At 57.6% G+C, this 23,000-nt stretch carries 21 protein-coding genes and 1 tRNA gene; 13 read left to right on the forward strand and 9 right to left on the reverse strand.

What is annotated here, in order from left to right:
* The first annotated feature begins 25 nt into the window (after positions 1-25).
* Positions 26-2,170, forward strand: a complete 2,145-nt coding sequence (locus AB7M22_RS05595) for a 3-hydroxyacyl-CoA dehydrogenase NAD-binding domain-containing protein (RefSeq protein WP_454185507.1) — start codon at positions 26-28, stop codon at positions 2,168-2,170.
* Positions 2,171-2,277: 107 nt separating this feature from the next.
* Positions 2,278-3,012: an amidotransferase gene (locus AB7M22_RS05600; protein ID WP_454185508.1), complete on the forward strand. Its 735-nt coding sequence runs from the start codon at positions 2,278-2,280 to the stop codon at positions 3,010-3,012.
* A 123-nt stretch (positions 3,013-3,135) separates the two neighbouring features.
* On the opposite strand, the gene AB7M22_RS05605 is transcribed toward AB7M22_RS05600, so the two are convergent.
* From AB7M22_RS05605 to AB7M22_RS05615, 3 genes are all read right to left on the reverse strand, one after another.
* Positions 3,136-4,107, reverse strand: coding sequence for a magnesium and cobalt transport protein CorA (locus tag AB7M22_RS05605; protein ID WP_454185509.1), 972 nt, complete (start codon positions 4,105-4,107; stop codon positions 3,136-3,138).
* 149 nt (positions 4,108-4,256) lie between these two features.
* Positions 4,257-4,979: a lysophospholipid acyltransferase family protein gene (locus tag AB7M22_RS05610; RefSeq protein WP_454185510.1), complete on the reverse strand. Its 723-nt coding sequence runs from the start codon at positions 4,977-4,979 to the stop codon at positions 4,257-4,259.
* Positions 4,980-5,193: 214 nt separating this feature from the next.
* Positions 5,194-5,883 carry a crotonase/enoyl-CoA hydratase family protein gene (locus AB7M22_RS05615; protein WP_454185511.1) on the reverse strand — a complete coding sequence of 230 codons (690 nt, stop codon included), beginning with the start codon at positions 5,881-5,883 and terminating at the stop codon, positions 5,194-5,196.
* Positions 5,884-6,191: 308 nt separating this feature from the next.
* Here AB7M22_RS05615 and AB7M22_RS05620 point away from each other — a divergent pair.
* From AB7M22_RS05620 to AB7M22_RS05655, 8 genes are all read left to right on the forward strand, one after another.
* Positions 6,192-6,281, forward strand: a tRNA-Ser gene (locus AB7M22_RS05620).
* Positions 6,282-6,537: 256 nt separating this feature from the next.
* A complete protein-coding gene (locus AB7M22_RS05625; RefSeq protein ID WP_007902143.1) occupies positions 6,538-6,858 on the forward strand; it encodes a YbjQ family protein in 321 nt (106 codons plus the stop codon).
* A 144-nt stretch (positions 6,859-7,002) separates the two neighbouring features.
* Entirely contained in the window at positions 7,003-7,197 is a 195-nt protein-coding gene (locus AB7M22_RS05630) for a hypothetical protein (RefSeq protein WP_008072999.1), read from the forward strand.
* A 350-nt stretch (positions 7,198-7,547) separates the two neighbouring features.
* On the forward strand, positions 7,548-7,913 hold the full coding sequence (locus AB7M22_RS05635) for a glycine zipper domain-containing protein (protein WP_038979874.1): 366 nt from the start codon (positions 7,548-7,550) through the stop codon (positions 7,911-7,913).
* A 186-nt stretch (positions 7,914-8,099) separates the two neighbouring features.
* A complete protein-coding gene (locus tag AB7M22_RS05640; protein ID WP_007902137.1) occupies positions 8,100-8,525 on the forward strand; it encodes a hypothetical protein in 426 nt (141 codons plus the stop codon).
* Between the two features lie 129 nt (positions 8,526-8,654).
* Positions 8,655-8,825 (forward strand): hypothetical protein, encoded by a 171-nt coding sequence (locus AB7M22_RS05645; protein ID WP_007902135.1) that lies wholly within the window; start codon positions 8,655-8,657, stop codon positions 8,823-8,825.
* Between the two features lie 108 nt (positions 8,826-8,933).
* Positions 8,934-9,149 carry a hypothetical protein gene (locus AB7M22_RS05650; protein ID WP_008005588.1) on the forward strand — a complete coding sequence of 72 codons (216 nt, stop codon included), beginning with the start codon at positions 8,934-8,936 and terminating at the stop codon, positions 9,147-9,149.
* A 101-nt stretch (positions 9,150-9,250) separates the two neighbouring features.
* Positions 9,251-9,595 carry a hypothetical protein gene (locus AB7M22_RS05655; RefSeq protein ID WP_454185512.1) on the forward strand — a complete coding sequence of 115 codons (345 nt, stop codon included), beginning with the start codon at positions 9,251-9,253 and terminating at the stop codon, positions 9,593-9,595.
* 91 nt (positions 9,596-9,686) lie between these two features.
* Here AB7M22_RS05655 and AB7M22_RS05660 read toward each other — a convergent pair whose 3' ends face one another.
* On the reverse strand, positions 9,687-9,989 hold the full coding sequence (locus AB7M22_RS05660; RefSeq protein WP_454185513.1) for a hypothetical protein: 303 nt from the start codon (positions 9,987-9,989) through the stop codon (positions 9,687-9,689).
* 646 nt (positions 9,990-10,635) lie between these two features.
* A complete protein-coding gene (locus AB7M22_RS05665; RefSeq protein WP_454185514.1) occupies positions 10,636-15,447 on the reverse strand; it encodes an RHS repeat-associated core domain-containing protein in 4,812 nt (1,603 codons plus the stop codon).
* 263 nt (positions 15,448-15,710) lie between these two features.
* Between AB7M22_RS05665 and AB7M22_RS05670 the strand changes: the two genes are divergently transcribed.
* Positions 15,711-16,406: an HAD-IA family hydrolase gene (locus tag AB7M22_RS05670; RefSeq protein WP_454185515.1), complete on the forward strand. Its 696-nt coding sequence runs from the start codon at positions 15,711-15,713 to the stop codon at positions 16,404-16,406.
* Between the two features lie 185 nt (positions 16,407-16,591).
* Here AB7M22_RS05670 and AB7M22_RS05675 read toward each other — a convergent pair whose 3' ends face one another.
* Positions 16,592-17,338, reverse strand: a complete 747-nt coding sequence (locus AB7M22_RS05675; protein WP_454185516.1) for a 3-oxoacyl-ACP reductase family protein — start codon at positions 17,336-17,338, stop codon at positions 16,592-16,594.
* Positions 17,339-17,462: 124 nt separating this feature from the next.
* Between AB7M22_RS05675 and AB7M22_RS05680 the strand changes: the two genes are divergently transcribed.
* Positions 17,463-18,386, forward strand: coding sequence for a LysR family transcriptional regulator (locus AB7M22_RS05680; RefSeq protein WP_454185517.1), 924 nt, complete (start codon positions 17,463-17,465; stop codon positions 18,384-18,386).
* Between the two features lie 110 nt (positions 18,387-18,496).
* Here AB7M22_RS05680 and AB7M22_RS05685 read toward each other — a convergent pair whose 3' ends face one another.
* The 3 genes from AB7M22_RS05685 to AB7M22_RS05695 all read right to left on the reverse strand — a co-directional run bounded on the left by AB7M22_RS05685 (position 18,497) and on the right by AB7M22_RS05695 (position 22,139).
* Entirely contained in the window at positions 18,497-19,225 is a 729-nt protein-coding gene (locus tag AB7M22_RS05685) for an aspartate/glutamate racemase family protein (RefSeq protein WP_454185518.1), read from the reverse strand.
* A gap of 59 nt (positions 19,226-19,284) precedes the next feature.
* The gene (locus AB7M22_RS05690) at positions 19,285-20,826 is read right to left on the reverse strand and encodes an NCS1 family nucleobase:cation symporter-1 (protein ID WP_008005574.1); all 1,542 of its coding nucleotides are present in this window, start codon (positions 20,824-20,826) and stop codon (positions 19,285-19,287) included.
* Positions 20,827-21,398: 572 nt separating this feature from the next.
* Positions 21,399-22,139: a phosphoadenylyl-sulfate reductase gene (locus AB7M22_RS05695; protein ID WP_008005572.1), complete on the reverse strand. Its 741-nt coding sequence runs from the start codon at positions 22,137-22,139 to the stop codon at positions 21,399-21,401.
* 174 nt (positions 22,140-22,313) lie between these two features.
* On the opposite strand from AB7M22_RS05695, the gene thrH reads away from it, so the two are divergent.
* Positions 22,314-22,931 (forward strand): bifunctional phosphoserine phosphatase/homoserine phosphotransferase ThrH, encoded by a 618-nt coding sequence (thrH, locus tag AB7M22_RS05700; protein WP_454185519.1) that lies wholly within the window; start codon positions 22,314-22,316, stop codon positions 22,929-22,931.
* Positions 22,932-23,000 lie beyond the last annotated feature (69 nt).

The following is a 23,000-nucleotide window of genomic DNA, read 5'->3' on the forward strand; positions in this document are numbered from 1 at the left end:
AAAATCCGACTCAAGGGAAATTGCCATGACCCAAGCCATCCGTTACGAAAAGGGTCAGGACCAGATTGTCGTCCTGACCATCGACATGCCAGGCCAGAGTGCCAACACCATGAACGCGGTCTACCGCGACGCCATGGCCACCTGCGTCGCCCGACTGGTCGCCGACAAGGACGCCATTGCCGGCGTGATCATCACCTCGGCCAAGAAGACCTTCTTCGCCGGCGGCGACCTCAATGAACTGATCAAGGTCGGTAAACCCGAAGCCAAAGCCTTTTACGAGATGGTGTTGACCCTCAAGGGCCAACTGCGCACCCTGGAAACCCTCGGTAAACCAGTGGTCGCCGCGATCAACGGCGCGGCGCTCGGTGGCGGTTGGGAAATCTGTCTGGCCTGTCATCACCGCGTGGCGCTGGACAATCCGTCGGTGCTGCTGGGGTTGCCGGAAGTCACCCTTGGCCTGTTGCCGGGCGGCGGCGGGGTAGTGCGCATGGTCCGCATGCTGGGCATTGAAAAAGCCCTGCCGTATCTGCTTGAAGGCAAGAAAATCCGGCCGCAACAGGCGTTACAGGCGCGTTTGATCGACGAGTTGGCAGCCGATCGCGATGAGCTGATGGCCAAGGCACGGGCGTGGATTATTGCTCACCCGGTCGCTGTGCAGCGCTGGGACGTGAAGGGTTACCAGATCCCTGGCGGCACGCCGTCGGATTCGAAGCTCGCGCCGATGCTTGCTATCACGCCATCGATTCTGCGCAGCAAAACCCAGGGCTGCCTGCCCGCGCCGGAGAAAATCCTCTGTGCTGCGGTGGAAGGCGCCCAGGTGGATTTCGACACCGCGCACCTGATCGAAACCCGCTACTTCACCGAACTGACCACCGGCCAGGTGGCGAAAAACCTCATTGGCACGTTCTGGTTTCAGCTCAATGAGATCAATGCCGGCGGCTCTCGGCCCCATGGCATAGCGCCTTACGTAACGAAGAAAGTCGGCGTGCTCGGCGCCGGGATGATGGGCGCGGGCATCGCGTTTGTCAGCGCATCAGCCGGCATCGACGTGGTGCTCAAAGACATCAATCTCGCCGCGGCAGAGAAGGGCAAGGCCCACTCGGCGACGTTGCTGGACAGGAAGGTTGCGCGTGGTCAGTTAACCCGGGAGCAGCGCGAGGATATTTTGGCGAGAATCCATGCCACCGAAAACGATGCGGATCTGACCGGTTGCGATTTGATCATTGAAGCGGTGTTCGAAGATCGCGAACTGAAAGCCAAGGTCTCATCGGCGGTGCAAGCAGTCGTCGGCCCGGATGCGGTCATCGCCTCCAACACCTCGACCTTGCCGATCAGCGGCCTGGCCACCGCCGTGCCGGACCAGACGAAATTTATCGGCCTGCATTTCTTCAGTCCCGTGGAGAAAATGCCGCTGGTGGAAATCATCAAAGGTGCCCATACCAGCGACGAAACCCTGGCGCGTGGTTTCGATTTCGTCCTGCAAATCAAGAAGACCCCAATTGTGGTCAATGACAGTCGCGGCTTCTTTACCTCGCGGGTGTTCGGCACCTTCACCAACGAAGGCATCGCCATGCTTGGCGAAGGCGTGAGCGCGCCGATGATCGAGACCGAAGCGCGCAAGGCCGGTATGCCTGTTGGACCTCTGGCGATCTCCGACGAAGTTTCCCTCAGCCTCATGAGCCATATCCGCGGGCAAACAGCCAAAGACCTGCGAGCAGAAGGGAAAACCCTGATTGAGCACCCGGCATTCGCCGTGATTGACTTGTTGCTCAAGGAGTTCAAGCGTCCGGGCAAGGCCGCTGGAGGTGGTTTCTACGATTACCCGGCCACAGGGCAGAAGCATTTGTGGCCAGAGCTGAAAAGCCGTTTCGAGAAAGCCGATGGGCAGATTTCGCCACAGGACATACGTGATCGACTGCTATTCGTACAAGCCATCGAAACCGTGCGCTGTATGGAAGAGGGCGTGCTGACCTCGACGGCGGATGCCAACATCGGCTCGATCTTCGGCATCGGCTTCGCAGCCTGGACCGGCGGTGCGCTGCAGTTCATTAATCAGTACGGCGTGAAAGACTTCGTCGCTCGCGCCCAGTACTTGGCCGAGCAGTACGGCGAGCGCTTCACGCCGCCTGCGCTGCTGCTGGAGAAAGCCGCCAAAGACGCGCTGTTCTAAGGGAGGTTCCAAGGGACCGATGACGCGTTCCGGGGCTTGCCTTGCCACCGTGTTTCAAGGCAGGCTCTGGGGTGTGCATTATTCCCATCACGTGTCAGGTATTTTTTATGTCGTTACGCATCTGCATTCTGGAAACCGACATCCTGCGTCCGGAACTGGTCGATCAATATCAGGGTTACGGGCAGATGTTCCAGCGTCTGTTTTCGCAGCAACCCATCGCTGCCGAGTTCACCGTGTACAACGTGATGCAGGGCGATTATCCCAGCGATGACCTGACCTTCGATGCGTATCTGGTCACCGGCAGCAAGGCCGATTCCTTCGGTACCGACCCGTGGATTCAAACCCTCAAGACGTACCTGCTGAAACGTTATGAGCGCGGCGACAAACTGCTGGGCGTGTGCTTCGGCCATCAACTGCTGGCGCTGCTGTTGGGTGGCAAGAGCGAGCGGGCGACCCAGGGTTGGGGCGTCGGCACCCACAACTACAAACTCGCGGCCAAGGCTCCGTGGATGAGCCCGCTGAGGGAAGAGCTGACGCTGCTGATCAGCCACCAGGATCAGGTCACCGCGCTGCCGGAAAACGCTACGGTAATTGCCTCGAGCGATTTCTGCCCGTTCGCCGCGTACCACATCAACGATCAAGTGCTGTGCTTCCAGGGGCACCCAGAGTTCATTCACGATTACTCACGGGCGTTGCTGGATATTCGTCAGGAAGCGCTGGGCGAGCAGATCTATTCGAAAGGTATGGCGAGTCTTGAACACGAGCATCACGGCACTACCGTCGCAGAGTGGATGATGCGGTTTGTGGCGCACAAGCCTGAGGGTGAGTCGGTTAAGCCTTAAAAGCTTCGCGGGCAAGTCGGATCGCCGCACCGCTCGCTCCTACAGGGGTTTCGGTGTTCTTGTAGGAGCGAGCGGTGCGGCGATCCGACTTGCCCGCGAATTTCGCAGACGCCTCGGTCCCGACTACAACCACCCAGACTTTTTGAAACTCGCCCACAAACTGACACACCCCACCGCAATAAACCCCAACACCCCGAAATACCCGTAATGCCAACTCAACTCCGGCATGTTCTGGAAGTTCATCCCGTAGATCCCGGCGACCGCCGTCGGGAACGCCAGAATCGCCGCCCACGCTGCAAACTTGCGCTGCACCACGCTCTGGCGTGAAGCCTCCAGCAACACCCCTACCTCGATGGTCTGGCTGGCAATATCCGCCAGGGTCGTCAGGTCTTCCATCTGCCGCGTGACATGAATCTGCACATCACGGAAATACGGGCGCATGTTCTTGTCTATGAACGGAAAGCTCAGCTTTTGCAGTTCCTCACCGATCTCCACCATCGGTGCCGCATACCGGCGCAAGCGCAATACATCGCGGCGCAGGCTGTGGAGTTTCTGGATGTCGCGCTCGTTCAGGGAACCGCACATAACGTTTTGTTCCAGCTCATCGATCTCGGTATGGATCGCTTCGCCCATCGGCTGGTAGTTTTCAATCACGAAGTCGAGGATGGCATAGAGTACGAAATCTTCCCCATGCTCCAACAACAGCGGCCGCGCCTCACAGCGCTGTCGGACGTACGCGTAGGACGCCGAATGTCCATTGCGTGCGGTAATGATGTAACCCTTGCCGGCGAAGATATGAGTCTCGATGAACTGCAGTTTGCCTTCATTGCGGATAGGCGAATACGTGACGATGAACAGCGCGTCGCCGAACGTCTCCAGCTTCGGTCGGCTGTGTTTTTCCAGGGCATCTTCGATGGCCAGTTCGTGCAGGTTGAACTGGCGTTGCAGGTTGAACAGCTCCTGGGCGTTCGGTTCTTCGAGGCCAATCCACACAAAGTGGCCAGGCTTGGCAGCCCAGGCAGCGCCTTCGTCGAGGGTGATATTGGTGACCTTCTTACCGGCGCTGTAAACCGCAGCAGCAACGACTCTACCCATGATGGTGATTCACTTCTTGTTAGCCGCTTTCTATTGGTAAAGACTGGCGGTGCCAGTCAGGATTCAGCTTAACCTTGTCTGCTGCTTGAGAGTCAGCAAAATCTGTAGAGTTCGCAGGCAAAAGAAAACCCGCACAGGGCGGGTTTCTTTCAGGCGGCTTGCAGTTGCCGATCCATCGAGTCGATGCACTCGCGCATCTGTTCGCGGCACTGGGCAATCAGCATCGGCATGTCATCCAGGCTCAATCCAGCCGTAGGAATCGCCGGCAGCGAACGGATCAGAATCTTCCCACTGCGCCAGCGGTTCAAACGCATGTGTTTGACGTAACTGCTGACACACACCGGCACGATTGGTACCCCAGCGGCAATTGCCATCTGGAACGCGCCTTTCTTGAACGGCAGCAGTTCTTCACCGAGGTTACGGGTGCCTTCCGGGAAGACCCAGATCGAGGTGTCTTCATGTTGCAAGGTGCGAGTAGTGGTCAGCATCGACTGGCGTGCCTTGTGCGCATTGCCGCGGTCAATCAACACATTACCGGCCAGCCAGAACAACTGCCCGAACAGCGGCACCCACTTCAGGCTCTTCTTGCCAATGCACACGGTGCGGCGGGGCACCACGTTGCCGAACACAAACAGGTCGTAGTTGGACTGGTGGTTGGCAATGATCACGCAGCTGTCAGGCTTATCCATCAACGGCCCGACGTCTGCTTTCACCCGCAAACGCAAAATGCACATCGCCGGCCACGCATACAGACGCGCGCATAAACGGCTGTTGTCCGGATTAAACGGTCGGCATAGACCGAGGATCACTCCAAGCACACCGGCCAGAATAAAGTGCAAGCCCATCAATAACATACGGAACACAAACAGCATTTAAAGGGCCCACCGGGACAAAAGGTGGCGCAGTGTACGGATGTGCACTGTTTTCGGCAATTGCCGCTATAGAAGTGGGAGATAGACGATGTTTGAGCGCATGTTTCCGACTTATGGGTCAGAGGCGGTCTAGAGCGGTTGTAAGGTTTTAAACCAGACACGCAAGAAAAAGCCCGACACGACGGTCGGGCTTTTCGGTGCAACGCGTTCGGGCTTAACCCATATGCTCCTGATCCAGGATGATCGCGTTGTCCAGCGTCTCCAGCAGCGCCTTGCGCACTTTCAGCTTGGTGTTCTTGTGGGCGATCATGTTGAGTTTCTTCAACTGACGAGCCGCTGCCAGTGCCGCGCCTTGCAGCTCTTCGGCCGATACCACCACATCAAGGAAGCCGGCATCCACAGCACTCTGCGGATTGAACATCTCGGCATTGATCACCGCACGATGAAACGCCGACTTGCGCAGACGATCACGCGCCAACTCGATACCGGCGTGGTGCATGGTCATGCCGATCTGCACTTCGTTCAGGCCAATGCTGAACGGGCCATCGACACCAATGCGGTAGTCAGCCGACAACAGAATAAACGCACCCTTGGCCACCGCATGCCCAGGGCACGCCACGACCACCGGGTACGGGTGCGACAGCAGGCGACGAGCCAATGTCGAACCGGCTGCCACCAGCGCTCTGGCTTCGTTAGGGCCGGCCGTCATCACCTTCAAGTCGTAACCGCCCGAAAAAATCCCCGGCTGACTGGTAATGATCACCACCGCCCGATCTTCCACCGCCCGATCCAGTGCAGCGTTAAACGCAACAATCACGTCCGGCGAGATGGCATTGACCTTGCCATTGCTCAAGGTCAGGGTCGCGATACCGTCTTCGAGATGGTAAGAAATCAACTCACTCATGACGCCAATCCTTCTAATAAAGTAGGGCAGACGTTACCCACCACCGTAGGCCAGGTAAAGCGCCGTGACTGACCACCCGGTCACCCTTTTCCTCGCCCGGCAAGCGTTGCCGGCCACGCCAGCCGCGCATTCCCCTCTATATAGAAGAGGGCGCGAAGCCGGAGATTGGCGGGTTTGCCATGGCAGGGCACTCGCCGGAACGACTAAATCGCTAACCGCATGAAAATTCTGCAAAAAAAGTTTGCCATCAGAAAAGCTTTCGACTACATTAGCGCGCCTCGACAGACAGAACATGTTTGACGAGATACGGTGAAGTGTCCGAGTGGCTTAAGGAGCACGCCTGGAAAGTGTGTATACAAGAAATTGTATCGAGAGTTCGAATCTCTCCTTCACCGCCAAATTCGATGTAACCAAAACCCCTGATTTCGAGAGAAGTCAGGGGTTTTGTGGTTTCTGGTGTCTGGATTATTCAATCATGGCTGTCACTGGCTGCCGCCTTTTCAAGCTCCCCCCTCTAAGCCCCATTTCAGGTGCGTTCCGCCCCCCCTGTTAAACTGGCAACCCGCTCGACGGGAATCGATCTCTATACTCAATTCTCGCGCCGTTTTCCCATCGTTTCACCCAATCGACGGCAGCTCTGAACAAGGACATTTCATGATCACCACCACAACCCACACCATCGAAGGCCGGCAAATTACCGCATACCTGGACATCGTCAGCGCCGAGTCGGTGCAGGGTGTCAACGTGATCCGCGATCTGTTTGCAGGCATGCGGGATTTTTTCGGTGGGCGCTCTCAAACGTTGGAGCGAGCATTGAAAGATGCGCGGATTCAGGCGACCGACGAGATCAAGGAACGGGCGCGGGCGCTTCAGGCGGATGCGGTGGTAGGGCTCGATTATGAGATCAGCATGCCGGCCGGCAAGGGTGGAATGGTGGTGGTGTTTGTGACCGGGACGGCGGTCAAGCTGAGGTAGGACACCGCGCTGGCCATTCGTCGGTCATGTAACAATCTGAATCACAAGTCTGGGAATGACCAACTAGTCTCAAAATCCTGGGTGGTCGATATTTTTCAGGCAAATAGGGCTTGCCGGTATCGACCCGTGGAGAGGAGCGAAGATATGACTGAGCCGTATATCGAAGACGACGGGGCAGAGTTTCCGATTAATAATTGCGTGCAATGTGGTCAGACCGACTATGTGCCGAGCTTCGGTGAAGACCGTATCAAAATCAACAAAATCAAATCTACGGTACCTCGAACTCGAGGGCCGAAATCGAAATTCATGCCCAAGCTGGGTGCGCCTTCCCGGAAGTAAACAGTGACTCGTATGAGCCCCGCCATTGAGCGGGGTTTCTTGTTTTTGAAGGGAAAAAAAGCGTGCTTGGAGGCAGTGCGGGGAAATGTCCTACAACATTGCGAGCACTAGTGGTTTTTTTCACAATCTTTTCACACCTGCCAACGTAGTCTCAGCTCATCCGTTAGAAAGCAGTACCCTGGCCCGTCTCCCCAGCGGGCTTTTTTTTGCCTGTCATAAAACCTTTTCCATAAATGCTGTCCAACCGTCGCCAATGACGAGGTTGTTCCGTGTTTGTGTCTGGACTTTGCCTCCTCTAAAGCATTCAATCTCCGGCCTTTCGGTTTCCCCCTTCTTTTGAGGTTCTCGTTATGCGTTTGACACTGCCTGCTCTGGTTCTGGGCCTTTTGGTTGCTCAAGGTGCGATGGCTGCCGGTGATGGCACTGCCGCGCTCGGTGGTGGTCTGGGTGGCGCGCTGGGTAATGTGGTCGGCCAGAAAATGGGCGGCAGCACAGGTGCAGCGATTGGTGCTGGCGTAGCGGGCGCAGCCGGCAGTGCTGTTGCAGCACGCAAAGGCAGCCGCACCAAAGCGGCCATCGGCGGCGGTGTCGGCGCGGCGGGCGGTTCGGTGATCGGCAACAGCCTGGGCGGCAAGACAGGTTCCACGATCGGCGCCGGCCTGGGTGGTGCATTGGGCGGCGGCGTGGGCAGCAATCTGTCCAAAAAGCGCCATTGATTTTGAATGATCCGCTGAAAAAGCCCGGCTCGATGCCGGGCTTTTTCATTTTGGAACGTTTTTCCATCGTGCGGCTCAAATCTCGTACAGTCGGTATTTGCTTTGCTGTTCAACAGACGCAGATGCCAGACTGATGCCTATCCGCGGCACGATCTTCCCCCGATGCGGAAATTAGAGGTTCATATCATGCGTTTGACATTGTCCACGGTGGTTTTGGGACTTTTGATTGCTCAGGGTGCGATGGCTGCCGGCGACGGCACCGCTGCAGTGGGCGGTGGTCTTGGCGGCGCGTTGGGTAACGTGGTCGGCGGTCAACTAGGCGGCAGCACAGGAGCCGCGGTGGGTGCCGGCGTCGGCGGTGCGGCAGGCAGCGCGGTCGGTGCGCGCAAGGGCAGTCGAACAGAAGCGGCCGTTGGCGGCGGTATCGGCGCAGCGGGCGGCTCAGTGATCGGCAATAGCCTGGGCGGCTCCACCGGCTCGACCATTGGTGCGGGCCTGGGCGGTGCAGCCGGTGGCGCGGTGGGCAGCAACCTGGGTAATGACAGCGGCAGCTCGCATTCCGGTGGCGGCAACCACAAACACAAGCATAAAAATAAGTACAAGCATCGCTAACTCGATATCGAGTGACAGTAAAAACCCGGCTCAGCGCCGGGTTTTTTCGTATCTGTCACCAGGACTCTGGAACGTTTGCCTGTAGGACGCCTCGAACTTCATACACCCCTGAACGTTTTGAGGCATGTCATGACTCCGGAAACCGAAGGCATGGAAGATGAAGGTCCGATCAACGATCCTGGCAACGAAGATCCGGGGTCTCTGATGGACGACGCCACGGTGCCGCTCAACGATGCCGATGACGCAGGCGATGTGGGCAATTGCGAGTACGACGAATACGACGAGGAAGACGACGAGTGATCATGCTTTGCGGTCGGACCGACCGATCATCTCTCTGATCGAACCGCGTCTAGGGTGTTGTCCTCGAAATGTCAGGATCTGCTTTTCAGGTCCATTGAGAGGTGCGTTATGAACGCTGATCCAAAAGACTCCGATATCGACGATACCCCCGAGTATCCACTGCCTTCCCCCACCAATCCCCTGAGTCGCGACCAGCGCCCGCCCGACGATGACGACACCGCTGTGGAGCAAGTACCCAGCGATGATGTGAAGCGCGGTGACGTGGAAGCCCATCCCGATGACCCGGACATTGCCGGTGACGATTTATCGGGAGAACCGAGCTGAAACCTGCGCAGCGATCCATCGCCGCTCGTCGTTTGTGCGGCATCTTTAAAAAGCGACCGCTGCCAGACATCAGGTAAAGCACTCTTTAAAGGAGGTGCGCCATGATCAGGTCAAAACTGACGACCCTGACAGTGGTCGGCTTATTGTCGATCAGTTCATTGGCAGCGTTTGCTCAATCTTCTGGCCGCGATGCGCCGGTCGACAAGGGCGGGATGCCGCCATACTCGGAAATGAATGCGGGCGCCTCGGATGGGAAGGTGCCGCCACCGGACACCATTGGTGGTGGGAATGGTGGTGATGCCAGCGGGAGTAGCACCAGCCCGGGGGAGGGAAGTGGGTCGATGAGCGATGGCAGTTCGATGGGGAGTGGTTCTGGAAGTGGGTCTGGAGAGTCAGGTGGTTCTAGGGGGAGTGCTGGGGGAGGAGCGGATGGTTCGGGTGGTTAGGGCTCCTCGTTATTTATGAGTAGAAGCCCAGCTATGTGCTGGGCTTTTCGTGTGATAAGTGATCGGATCCTAGATAACAGAGACGATTGGATTATTGATCTTTATTGATGACATTTTGCGCAGCCATCATTTCCTTTATTAGTAACTGAGTAGTTTCGGCCTTTGCAAAAAATAGTGGTGTATCCCAGTCATAGTCCTTGATGGCTCTAATTTGAAATGAACCAGTGATGTCGAATGAGGGATACCAGCCGACATCTAACAAAAACTCCCCCGGATACTCTACTTGCAGCATGTCTTCTTTGAGTAAGTCGATCTGATTGGCGGGATCGATATTTTTCAGTGAGGAAAAATCATCGTGAACGATTTTTCCTTTGATAAATGTTAGGTCAATCACTTCGTCAATCTCCTAAATTCGATCTCGGAAATCGGATGTCCATGAATCGTTCTGGCACTTAGCTCTAGGCGTAGCCAGCGACTATCGAGCTGGACTTTTTTATTTCAGGAAACTATGGAGTTGCTCAACCCCGTATCCGTTGGTCACGATGACATGACTATTTTTGGCAGAGGTGAAGCAATAGCTTACTCCGGTTTCTGATGCATACAGAGCTGTTACTTCCTTCGATAAGAAATTGCAATTTTCCTTACGCATTTCTTATATCATCGCATCCGATGGAGCCAGGAAATTCACATCGATTCGGTCTACTTCTAATTTTATGAAATGACCATTAAATTCCGGGTAATCGTAATGCACGTCCTCGTCATAGAGGTCTGTAAAGGACTCAAACACGGCGCTTCTCAACGTTCCGTATAAGAAATAGGAATAGCCTCCGATTTTCTCGATCAAGACATCCGTGCAAGATATTGTTTTTATTTGGTAGGAGTCAGATAAATTCATTGTTAGCTCTATATTGTATGTTTTCCCGACTTCTATTTCGTATGGGCATGAGTTCGTAAAGCAATCAATGAGGTATTCATTGACTAGCAGTGTTACATGTTCTTCGTTCGTGTCGCTAATATGAAGGACTTTTGCTGTTTTTACATTATTCATCGTGAGGCCTGATCGTGTTGTTTTGAGCGTCGTTGTTTATCGCTTTCCAAAAATCTTTCCCTGTTTTGGTATGCAATGTTGTTATTTCTTGATGGTTGTTTGTGCCAACGAACGAGAACTTTGCTTTTCCCTTACTGTTATTTCCCAAGAACATCACGAATCCTGTTCGCGTTTCATTTTTGTAAAGATACTGGATTCTTATTCCGTTTTTCATGACATAACGTGCTGTGCTGAGATAGTCGTCGGTGCTTCTTGCCCCAAACTCTTTGCCGTGTTTGTTAAAATGATCATTGAGCTTGTCTCTTGTTCCAAAATCGACTGGCCCTCGAGTAGGATTAGGAGTTGTTGGCTCCCCCTCATCAACCCCCACCTTACCCGCCGGATCCTCATCCCCAAACGACGGCTTCCTACACCCATCCGCCCCCGGACACTCACTCAACCCCAACGGATCAACCCAACCCGCCGGATTGCGCGTGTACTGATACCCGTTTAACCCACCCGCCAGCTTGCTCGGGTCCGGTGTCAGGTACCGCCCGACATCCGGATTGTAGTACCGGTGCCGGTTGTAATGCAGGCCGGTTTCTGCGTCGAAATACTGTCCTTGAAAGCGCAGCGGCTGATCGAGGACCTGGTGGGTGTCGCGGTTCAGGCGGGTGAGTCGGCCATAGGCGGTGTATCGGGCGGCCCAGATGATGTCGCCGCTGTAGTCGGTGAGTTCTTGCGGTGTGCCGAGGTGGTCGAGTTGGTAGTAGAACGGGCAGGCTTGACGCGGGCCTTTGCCGTCGAGCATGGCCAGTGGACGGAAGGTGCCGGGTTCGTAGATGTAGCTTCGATGGTGATCCTGGCTGTGTTCGGCGACTAGGTGCTCGCCCTGCCAGAAAAACTCGGTGGTTTTGCCATCGACGGATTTGCTGATACGGCGGCCGAAGGCGTCGTAGCGGTAAGTGGCTTGGCTGCCATTGGGCAGGGTGACGCCGATCAACCGGTGCTGGCAGTCGTAATGGTATTCGGTGACGAGTTTTTGCGCGGTGCCGCGACGCTCGCGGATCAGGTTGCCGAAGGCGTCGTAGTCGTAATGTCGATCGCCTTGCATCAGCAGGCGATTACCCAGCACCTTCGCAACGCCAGGACGATCCTGCATCAACAGGTTGCCCGCCGGGTCGTGGGCGAAGCTTTCCGGCGATTGGTCACGGGAATGGCGGACGCGGATCAGGCGGTCGAGCGAGTCGTATTGGTAGCTGCGCTGGCCGTGGCGGGTGTCGGCGATGTGGTCGAGATTGCCGTTGGCGCTGTAGGCATAGTCGCGACGGTACAGCGGATGTTGATGTTGGCTGACGGCATGGGCCTTCAGCCGGCTCTGGTCGTCGTAGACGTATTCGCTGAGCAACAGACCCTGTTGGCGGTTTTGTTCGCGACCGAAGGAAAACTGGTGGCTGGTGAGTCGTGTGCCATTGAGGTCGATGGCCGTCAGCGCGCCGCCCTTGGCGTGGTGGTAATCGAGTTTGCTGTTGTCTGGCAGGCGCAGGTGGTTGAGTCGGCCGCACGTGTCGTAGCGGTAACGCAAGGTGCCCCAGCCCTGGTGCTCGGTGATCAGCCTGTCCTGGGCGTCGTATTCGAACTCCAGCGGGTGATCGTGGCCGTCGTCGACACTGACCAGTCGGCCGAGGCGGTCGTAGCGATACTCGACCTGGATGCCATCGGGCAGGGTCTTGACCAACAGACGTCCAGCCGAGTCCCGCTGATAGCCGGTGATCAGCGGCGAGGCGTTATCGCCGAACTCGGTTTTCTCCTGCAGGTGGCCATTGAGATCGTAGCTATAAGCAGTGCGGCGGCCGTCGAAGCCGGTTTCCTGTCGGATCAGGCCGTTGGGCGTGTAGTCCAGGCTATATTTTTCGCCGGATTCGTTTTCAATTTCTGTCAGCAACAGCTGCGCGTTGTCGTAGCGATAACGCAGTTGTGTGCCATCGGGGTTGATCCGGCGGCTGACCAGATGCAAATCGTCGGCGTACTCATAGTGCGTGACGCGGCCCAGCTCATCGCGTTCGGCGGTAATCTTGCCGTAGGCGTTGTAATTGAAGGTGCGAGTGGCGCCGGTAGGCAGCGTCGTCTGAACCAGTCGGCCGACGGCATCCCATTGGTACTGGGTGAGCGAACCGTGTTCGTCCTGACGGGTCGTCTGCCGGCCTAGCGCGTCGTAGGAAAAGCTCCGCTGACTACCGTCCGGCAAGGTCTCTTCGAGCAACTGCCCCAAGGCGTTCCAGACGAACACATGTCGACTGGCGTCCGGGAAGCGGATCGACAGCAAACGCCCCTGAGCGTCGTGGTGATAGTGAGTGACCTGGCCATCCGGATCGGTGGCTTCGGTGACGTCTCCCTGAACATTGCGCTGATATTTCCACACCGCTCTGCCGTGATAGCGCGCATGCAGGAAGCCGTTGCGGTATTCGTATGATGTTGGCTCGTCTTCTGGTGGAATCAGCGCCACCAACCGTCCGACTTCGTCATAACGGTATTCAGTGACGGCCCCGAGCGGATCCTGCTCGGTCACCAAGCGGCCCTGTTTGTCATAGGCCTTGAGGTGTTCGCCACCGTTCAGTTCAACCTTGCGCACCAGCCGCGCCCGGTCATCGTGGACGTAAACCTCTTCACTGCCATCGATGTTCTGGACGGTGACACTGCCTTGGTCATCCCAGGTGTAGCGCGCCTCCATCTGCGAAAACGAGGCCCAATGGCGGATGCAACGCGCCGCCTTGCCGGACCGTTCCCACTCCCAGAAAAAACTCGCGCCCCCGGCCAGTTGCCGCTGCAGGATCACGTGCTGGTCGTCGTAGTCGTAACGCTCGCTTTCACCGGCGGCGTTGGTCGCTTCGATCAAGCGTTGGCGGGCGTCGTAGCGATAGAAAACCAGCGTCTGTTCTGTACGCCAGGCTTCACCTGGGGCATCGGTGGGATGAAACGACTGGTATTCAATGGCGACGAGGTGCCTGCGTTCATAGCAAAACAGCAGCGAACGGCCCGCGCCGTTATCGAGGCGTTGAATACGATCCTGACCGTCGCGAGTGAAGTGGAGGCGGTTGTTGTAGGCGTCGCTGATCGCCGTTAAGCGCCCCCCTCGAAAGTGGTAGAACCGGCTCGTCTCGCCAGCCAGCGCGAGAATCAACTCCTCCGGTTCGCCTCCGAGGTAAATCGCCGCCCGCGAGAGGCTGTTGTGGATCACCGGGCGCTCGACGCTCGGCAGCGGAAACGTCGTACGACGGTTTTCGTGGTCGATCCAGACGACCTGCTTGTCGTCCAGCTCCAACCGCTGTGCCAACGAATGGCTCCAACCCCAGCCCAGTCCGCAATCGATCTCCACCGCGCTGGTGCGGTACAACCGGGTAAAGGCAAACGGCAGTAGCCCATCCAGCGAGCCGTCGGTCAGGGTCAGCAGTTCTTCGCCGGTGACCATCGACACCGGGCAGTTGTTGGTGCAGGTCAGTGCCGCGCAATCGGCACTGTCGCCGTTGGGGTTTTTCGCCTGACTCGATGCATCGTCGTGAGGTTCGTGACGGCCCAGCCGGGTCATGGCGTCGGACTTGTCGCGAGCAATGGCAACCGGATTGTTAACCAGTACAACTGGAGAGTCGCCGGCACGGATCTGCAACGGAACCGTCGGTGCCGGTTTCAGCGGTGCATTGCGCGCGCTGACCACGAGCGGCTTGAGCGCGCCAGCGTGGGCTGTCAGGTCAGATTTGGCCGCCAGTTCGGCCAGCCGTAAACTGGCCCCCGCCAACCACTGCCGAGCCTGCCGGGACTGGATTTTGTCCAATACTTTGGCGCTCATGCCGAGCTTCAGGCCCGTAGGGCCGGTGAGGCGCACCAGCAGGAAACTGATCAACAGTTCTGTACGAATTTGCGCCACGACTTCGGCGATGTACTGCGGCGGCAGCATCCTCAGCCAACTGGTAAAGGCCGCGAGATGGATGAACATCAATGGTTCATCGCTCAACATCAGCAACACATTGGCGATGGCTTCAGCCGAGGCATTCAGCAATGTCTCAAGCTCGCCTTGAGTCAGGTACTCAAGGAGTTTTTCGCTGTTGGTTTGCAGGTCTGCCAGCAGGGCGTAGACCTGCTTCACGTCATCCCACAAACCCTGCAGCGAACGCTCGAAGCCGTGCCAGTCGGCCTGTTGCAGCAGGCCGTAGCGCTGGGTGAACCCTGCCTCGGAAAACTCTGCCCACAACGGCTGGAATTCGCTCGTCCATTCATTGCGCAACCAGCCTTCCAGCTCGCCGATCACGCCTTGATAGGAGGCGTAGAGCGCTTTGACGTGATCAGCGCAAACATTGGGAAAGAAGGTGATGCGATAACGCTGGCCGCGCCAGCATTCGGGGATTTCGAGGATGCCGCTGGGACCAATGGTTTTGTGGACGGGCTCACCGAACGTCAGTTCACCATTACGCTGCGAGATAACCGGTTCGAGCATCACCGGCGTATTGCCGATCGGCACGAAACGCGCGGCCTCAAACAGGTGCACCAGGGTCAATGGGCCGCTGGCCGGGCACATGGCGAGTGTCGAACTGACAGGGGCGGTGGAGTCCTTCGGTGCGCTGAGCCGGACTTCGTTGCCGACCTTGAATACCTGCTCGACACTCAGCGCCCCACCGGTCCAGAAGTTTTCCGCCCAGGCCTCGTAGTCGTTGAGGCAGAGTCGAAAATCACCGAGCAACGCTTCGACGTTCGGCTGCTCGGGGTTCATGGCGGCGACCACCAGCAGGCCGATGGTATTGTTCAAGGCCAGGACCTTGTCGGGTTCGAACATTCGCAGTCCCTCGCGCTGATTAATCTGGAGCGCAAGACTTTGCGGGGGATCAACGAGGAAAGAAGTCGGGAAAGGAGGTGTTTGGTGTAGGGGAAATCGCTAAATGATCGCAGGCGTCCCGACACAGTTTTTTGTATCCGCCAGGCATTGCCCGTTGCTCTCTGCCAACCGCGCTCGCTATGCTGCTGAACCCTTTAATCCATCACGGACCCGGTCGTGCCTGAGCCGCTCCTGGGATGTCATGAGAAAACGGATCAGATGCGATGAATGCACCCTTGGATGAGTTTGGCCCGATCAAGGCCGTGATTTTCGATATGGACGGCTTGTTGCTGGACACCGAGGGCATTTACACCGAGGTCACGTCCATCATTGCCAAGCGTTATGGCCGGACCTTCGACTGGAGCGTCAAACAGAACATCATCGGTCGTGGCGCGGGTGATCTGGCGCGCTATGTGGTCGAGGCGCTGGACCTGCCGATTACAGCCGAAGAGTTTCTGGTGATCCGCGAACCGCTGATGCGCGAGCGTTTTCCGACGGCGCTGGCGATGCCTGGCGCAGAGGAGCTGGTTCGGCACTTGAAGGCCAACAACATTCCTATTGCGGTGGGCACCAGTTCTTCACGTCAGTCGTTCGGCCAGAAAACCACTTTGCACCGCGACTGGTTTGCGCTGTTCGACTTCATCGTCACCGCGGATGACCCGGAAGTGGGCGCGGCCAAACCGGCGCCGGATATCTTCTTGACGGCGGCGCGGCGCCTGGGTGTCGCGCCTGAGGATTGCCTGGTGTTCGAGGATTCGCCATTCGGTGTCACGGCGGCGAAAGCGGCGGGGATGACGGCGATTGCGATCCCGGATGCGGCGATGGCCGACGAAAAGTACGCACACGCCGATGGCATTCTTCGTACGTTGAAGGCGTTCAAGCCCAGCGCATGTGGCCTGCCGGCACTTGAGTGGGCTTAACACCTATTTGATGTGGGAGCGGGCTTCTGTGGCGAGGGGGCTTGCCCCCGTTGGGGCGCGAAGCACCCCTGAAACCAGTCACAGCGGTCTTGATTTGGAACGCGGTTACCTGTTTTACGACTGCTTCGCAGTCGGACGGGGGCAAGCCCCCTCGCCACATAAACCCGCTCCCACAGCGACCTGCATCAGGCGCCGAAACCACCGTCGATGGTCAGGCTGGCACCGGTGATGTAGCCGGCTTCCGGACCAACAAGATAAGCGACGAAGCTGGCGATTTCTTCCACTCGTCCGTAACGCCCCACGGCCATCAGCGGGATCAGGCTTTCAGCAAAGTCGCCGCTGGCGGGGTTCATGTCGGTATCGACCGGGCCCGGTTGCACGTTGTTGATGGTGATACCCCGTGGGCCGAGGTCGCGAGCCAGACCTTTGGTCAGGCCGACCAGCGCCGATTTGCTCATGGCGTACGGGCCACCACCAGCGAAGGGCATGCGCTCGGCATTGGTGCTGCCGATGTTAATGATGCGGCCGCCTTCGGTCATATGTTTGGCCGCTTCCTGGGTGGCGATAAACACGCTGCGTACGTTGATGGCCAGGGTCTGGTCGAAGTCTTCGAGTTTGAAGTCTTCCAGCGGTGCGACGGCCAGAACGCCTGCGTTGTTGACCAGGATGTCCAGGCGACCGAAGGCTTCGACGGTGGCATTAACGGCCTTGCGAATGGCGACGGCATCGGCGCTGTCGGCCTTGATGGCCAGGGCTTTGCCACCGGCGCTGGTGATGTTGTTTTGCAGCTCTTCGGCTTTGGCGGTGGAGCTGACGTAAGTGAAGGCGACGGTAGCGCCTTCGGCGGCCAGGCGTTTGACGATGGCAGCACCGATGCCGCGTGAACCGCCTTGAATCAGAGCTACTTTACCGCTGAGGTGTTGAGTGGTCATGTCGATCTCCAGAAATTCAAGGCGGGCTGCCTTGTTGTTGGAGTCGAGTATCAGCCTCGCAATCCGCTCCGGGTAGACCGTCATTGCTATAGTCTGTGTAAACCAAAAGTTTATAGTGGCGCTTATGGAAACCTTCAGCAGTATCGAATGCTTCGTGCGTAGCGCCGAGGTCGGCAGCTTCGCCGAAGCTGCGCGGCGCTTGAGCCTGACGCCGGCGGCGGTGGGCAAGAGCGTTGCCAAACTGGAGGCGCGACTGGGTGTACGGCTGTTCCAGCGCAGCACGCGTAGCCTGACACTGACTGAGGCCGGCCAGCTGTTTCTCGGCGAAGTCAGTGCCAGCCTGCACACGATCCAGAATGCCGTGGCCAACCTGGCCAGCGCCGAAGGACGTCCGGCAGGCACGCTCAAGGTCAGTATGGGGACGGTGTTCGGACGTTTGTACATCGTGCCGTTGCTGGGCGAGTTTCTGCAGCGCTTTCCAGCGATCAACCCGGACTGGCATTTCGATAACCGCCAGGTCGACCTGATTGGCCAGGGTTTCGATGCGGCGATTGGTGGCGGATTCGAACTGCCTCAAGGGGTGGTGGCGCGAAAGCTGACGCCCGCCCATCGGGTATTGGTGGCTTCAGCCGAGTACCTCGCGGGGAACGAGGCGATCATCGAGCCCGACGACCTCAAAAACCACGACGGCATCTTGATACGCTCGCCGCAGACGGGGCGCGTGCGTTCCTGGCAGTTGACCAGTCGCGCCCGGCAACACAGCCCGCTGACGCTCAAGGCGCGGATGACCATGAGCGATTCGGAAGCCGCCTGCGCCACGGCGGCTCAGGGGTTGGGCATTGCGTTGGTGAGCATGCCGTTTGCCGTGGGCTATCTGGATGCGGGGACGTTGCAGCGGGTGTTGCCCGACTGGTACGTCGACGACGGCAACATCTCCATCTATTACGCTGAACACAAACTGCTGCCGGGCAAGACCCGGGCGTTTGTCGATTTCATCATTGAGCAGTTTGCGGAGCAGGGGTTGGGGCAGCGATTCAGTGCGCTTTGAACCTGGCCTGGGACCGAGGTGTGGCCATCGCGGGCAAGCCACGCTCCCACAGGGTTTTGTGTCGTTTACAACACTGTGGTAAGACACAAAACCTGTGGGAGCGACGCGGTCTATCTGCCAAACCGTCCCGGCCAGCCAATAATGGTCTTCGGCCGAGGCGTCGCATACGTCCGCACTTTTGACGTCGACAACCCCAACCGCACCAGCGATTCGGCAATGGTCACCGCCGCCGTCACGCCATCCACCACGGGCACGCCGGTGCGCTGACGAATCTGCTCATCCAGCCCGGCCATGCCGCCGCATCCCAGGCAGATCACCTCGGCCTTGTCTTCACTCACCGCCAGTTCTGCCTGCCGAACAATTGCCTCCAGCGCACGTTCTGGATCGGATTCCAGTTCCAGCACCGCCAAACCACTGGCCCGCACCGATGCACAACGGTCCCAGAGGCCGGACAGTTTGAGGCGATCCTCGATCAGCGGCACGGTACGGTCCAGGGTGGTGACCACCGAATAGGCATGCCCGAGGAACATCGCGGTGCTGGCGCCGGCATCGGTGATGTCCACTACCGGGACGTTGAGTAGTTCCTGTAAACCTTCGCGGCCGTGCTCGCCATAACCGGCCTGGATAACCGCATCAAAAGGCTGATCGTAGGACATGACCCGATCCATCACCGCGATAGCAGCCAGATAACTTTCGAAATTGCCTTCGATGGAGTCGGCACCAAAATGCGGGGTCAGGCCAATGATTTCCGTGCCGGGCGCGGCCACGGATTGGGCTTGGCCGGCGATGGCCTGAGTAATGGATTCGGTGGTGTTGACGTTGACCACGAGAATTCGCATGGGAGGTCCTTTTATAGCGAGGTGGTTCTGCGGCCCGATCTTGACGGACCGCCCGGGGATCAATGGCTGACGTTATCGACCGCGATGGCTTCACCGCTGACATCTGCGTAGTAAGGCTGCCGTTTGGCGATGATCAGGTAGAGCATCCCTGCAATCGCGGCGCCAATCAGCCAGGAGAACGGTGAAATGCTGTCGAAACCTGGCACCAGGGCCAGGACAATGGCGATCAGGGCTGCCGGAATGAACGCCGCCACGGCCCGCAAATTGACCCCATGGCTGTAGTAATAATCGCCATTGGGATCTTCGCTGTACAACTGCGGCACGTTGATCCGGCCTTTTCGTACCTGCCAGTAGTCGACCATGATCACCCCGTACAACGGGCCGAGCAGGGCGCCGAGGCCGGACAGGAAATAGACGATCACCAGCGGGCTGTTATAGAGGTTCCACGGCAGGATCAGCACCGCGATGGTCGCACTGATCAGCCCGGCGCGGCGGAAGGTCAGGTACTTGGGCGCCAGATTACTCAATACGAAGGCCGGGGCCACGAAGTTGGCCATGATGTTCACCGCCACGGTGACAATCAGGAACGCCAGGCAACCGAGTACCAGAAAGAAGGTGTTGGGAATCGACGCGATGATCTCCGTCGGGCTTTCGATGATCCGGCCATTGATCTGAAATTGCGCACCGCACAGTAGGACCGTAATCCCGGCGAATACCAGAATGTTGACGGGCAGGCCCCAGAAGTTACCGACCCGGATGGTCTTGCGGCAGGGCGAAGAGCGGGCGAAGTCACAGAAATTCAGGATCAGCGTGCCGTAGATCGACAGCCACAATGCGCCGCCGGCAAAGATATTGCGCCACATCTCGCCACCGCTAAGCGGCTCGCGAATCGACCAGGCGATGGTTGCATTGGCCTGGAAATACATCCACCCGGCAAGCGCGGCGACGGTCAGCAAAATCACCGGGCCGGCAAATGCCTCGTAGCGTCGCACCATCTCCATGCCATAGGCCAGGATCGCCAACTGCACGAACCAGATCGCCACGAAACACACCCAACCCAGACTCGACAGTCCGAGGATCGAGTCGTGGTCGTAATCGGCGAAGCCGGGGTGCACCGCCGTCAGTAATACACGAAAGACCACTGACGCCAGGTACGTCTGAATCCCGAACCAGGCAATGGCGATAACGGCACGAATCAATGCAGGAATCTGCGCCCCATGGATGCCGAAACTGATCCGGCTGATCACCGGAAACGGCACACCGGTTTTCTGGCCCATGTAACCGGAAAGGTTCATGAAGCCATACACCAGCGCCGCGCCGATTCCCAGGGACAGCAGAATCTGCCAGCCGCCCAGGCCTAGTGCATACAGGCCAATGGCGAAGGAGTAATTGGCAATGTTGTGCACGTCATTCGTCCACAACGCAAAGATACTGTAACGACCCCAACGCCGACCTTCAGCCTTGGTCGGCGCCAAGTCCTTGTTGTGCAGACGGGGGCTGAGTACTACGGGTGGTTGAAGTGTTTGATCGTGTATGACGGACGTGGAAAGTGAGGAGGGCAGATCCAGCGCGATGTTGTTATTGGGCAGGCTAGTACGCATTCCGGCAGGCTCCAGAAGCTCGTTGCCGCGATGACTGTGCATGAGCGTGGGCTCGACAAATCTTCGTCGCGGGCGGGAGAGCATCATTGGTTACGGGGCATCTGCAGCCTGTACGGGATAGGGCGCTTCAGGCTGCGGATCTAAAGTGTGTGTATGTTTTAGTATTGATTGTATACAAAACATGTGTTCACTTAAGCCAGATCTGTGCCAGTCATTGATCTATGAATTACTTGGATAATTTCGTTTTGTTATTGATTGAAACTAAGTAGTTGAAAATTTGGCACTATAAATTGACCGATTGAACAGGTATTTATTTTTGGCGGGGTTTTGTGGGGATGATCGACTGAGAAAGTCAGAACAGAGGAATGTAACTTTTGGGGGCGTTGAAACTAAAAGTGCACACATAAATGGCACCGATGGTGACATTTTTGTGTACACGTTTTGAGGTGAGGCACTGACCTGTGGGAGCGAGCCTGCTCGCGATGACGGACTGACATTCAACATTGAATTATCTGGTCCACCGCTATCGCGAGCAGGCTCGCTCCCACAAGGAGGACTGCATAGGGCGGGGATTACGCCTTGGATTTGCTGATGATATTGCCCGCATGCAGCCCGCATTCTTTCTGCGTGGCTTCTTCCCACCACCAACGACCTTCGCGCTCATGCTGGTTCGGCAACACCGGGCGGGTGCAAGGCTCGCAGCCGATGCTGATGAAGCCGCGCTCATGCAGGCTGTTGTACGGCAGCTCCAGCATGCGGATGTAGCCCCAGATCTCTTCGCTGGTCATTTGCGCCAGCGGGTTGAATTTGTAGAGGGTGCGTTCCGGGGTGGAGAACGCGGTATCGATTTCCAGCACTGCGACCGCGCTACGGGTGCCCGGGCTCTGGTCCCGACGCTGGCCGGTGGCCCAGGCGGTCACGCCCGAGAGCTTGCGACGCAACGGCTCGATCTTGCGGATGCCGCAGCACTCGCCATGACCGTCCTTGTAGAAACTGAACAGGCCCTTTTCCTTCACGAAAGGTTCGAGCTTGGTGTAGTCCGGCGACACGATTTCGATATCGATCTTGTAGTGCTCGCGCACCTGTTCAATGAAGCGATAGGTCTCGGGGTGCAAGCGGCCGGTGTCGAGGCTGAACACTTTGACGTTCTTGTTCAGCTTCCAGGCCATGTCCACCAGCACCACATCCTCGGCGCCGCTGAAAGATATCCACAGGTCATCGCCGAACTCGGCGAACGCGAGTTTCAGGATGTCCTGGGCGGATTTGTTGGCATAGGTCGTGGCGAGTTCCACGACATCGAACGATGGGCTCATCAGGGCGGCTTCCTACAGGTCGGTGGCGCTGGGCGCTCTATATGTGCCTGATGGTAACAAAATCCTGCGGCGGCTGGTGCGCCCTCTGCGTTGCACAGAGGAGGGCGAGTCGCTAGAGTTCGGCAGTCCTTTTGCTCGCTCGACTCAATAAACAGTACAAAATGGGAGTGTCTTGTGGAAATTGCCTGTCTGGATCTTGAAGGTGTGCTGGTCCCGGAAATCTGGATCGCCTTTGCCGAAAAAACCGGGATCGACTCCCTCAGGGCCACCACTCGGGACATTCCCGACTACGACGTGTTGATGAAGCAGCGCCTACGGATTCTCGACGAGCACGGCCTGAAGCTTTCCGACATCCAGGAAGTGATCGCCACGCTCAAGCCTCTGGAAGGCGCCAGTGAGTTCGTCGACTGGCTGCGTGAGCGCTTTCAGGTGGTGATTCTGTCGGACACCTTTTACGAATTCTCCCAGCCGCTGATGCGTCAGCTGGGCTTCCCGACCTTGCTTTGCCACCGTCTGATTACCGACGATGCCGGTCGGGTCACAGGCTATCAGTTGCGTCAGAAAGATCCCAAGCGGCAGTCGGTGTTGGCGTTCAAGAGCCTCTATTACCGGGTGATCGCGGCGGGCGATTCCTACAACGACACGACGATGCTGGGCGAGGCGGATGCCGGGATTCTGTTCCATGCGCCGGACAATGTGATTCGCGAGTTTCCACAGTTCCCGGCGGTGCACAGCTTTGCGCAGTTGAAGCAGGAGTTCATCAAGGCTTCGAATCGGGCGTTGAGTTTGTAGTCGTCAGGGAGGGCCCCATCGCGGGCAAGCCCGCTCCCACAGGATTTGTGTTGATCGCATAATTTTGGT

It is taken from the genome of Pseudomonas sp. ADAK2 TE3594 (genome assembly GCF_053628675.1).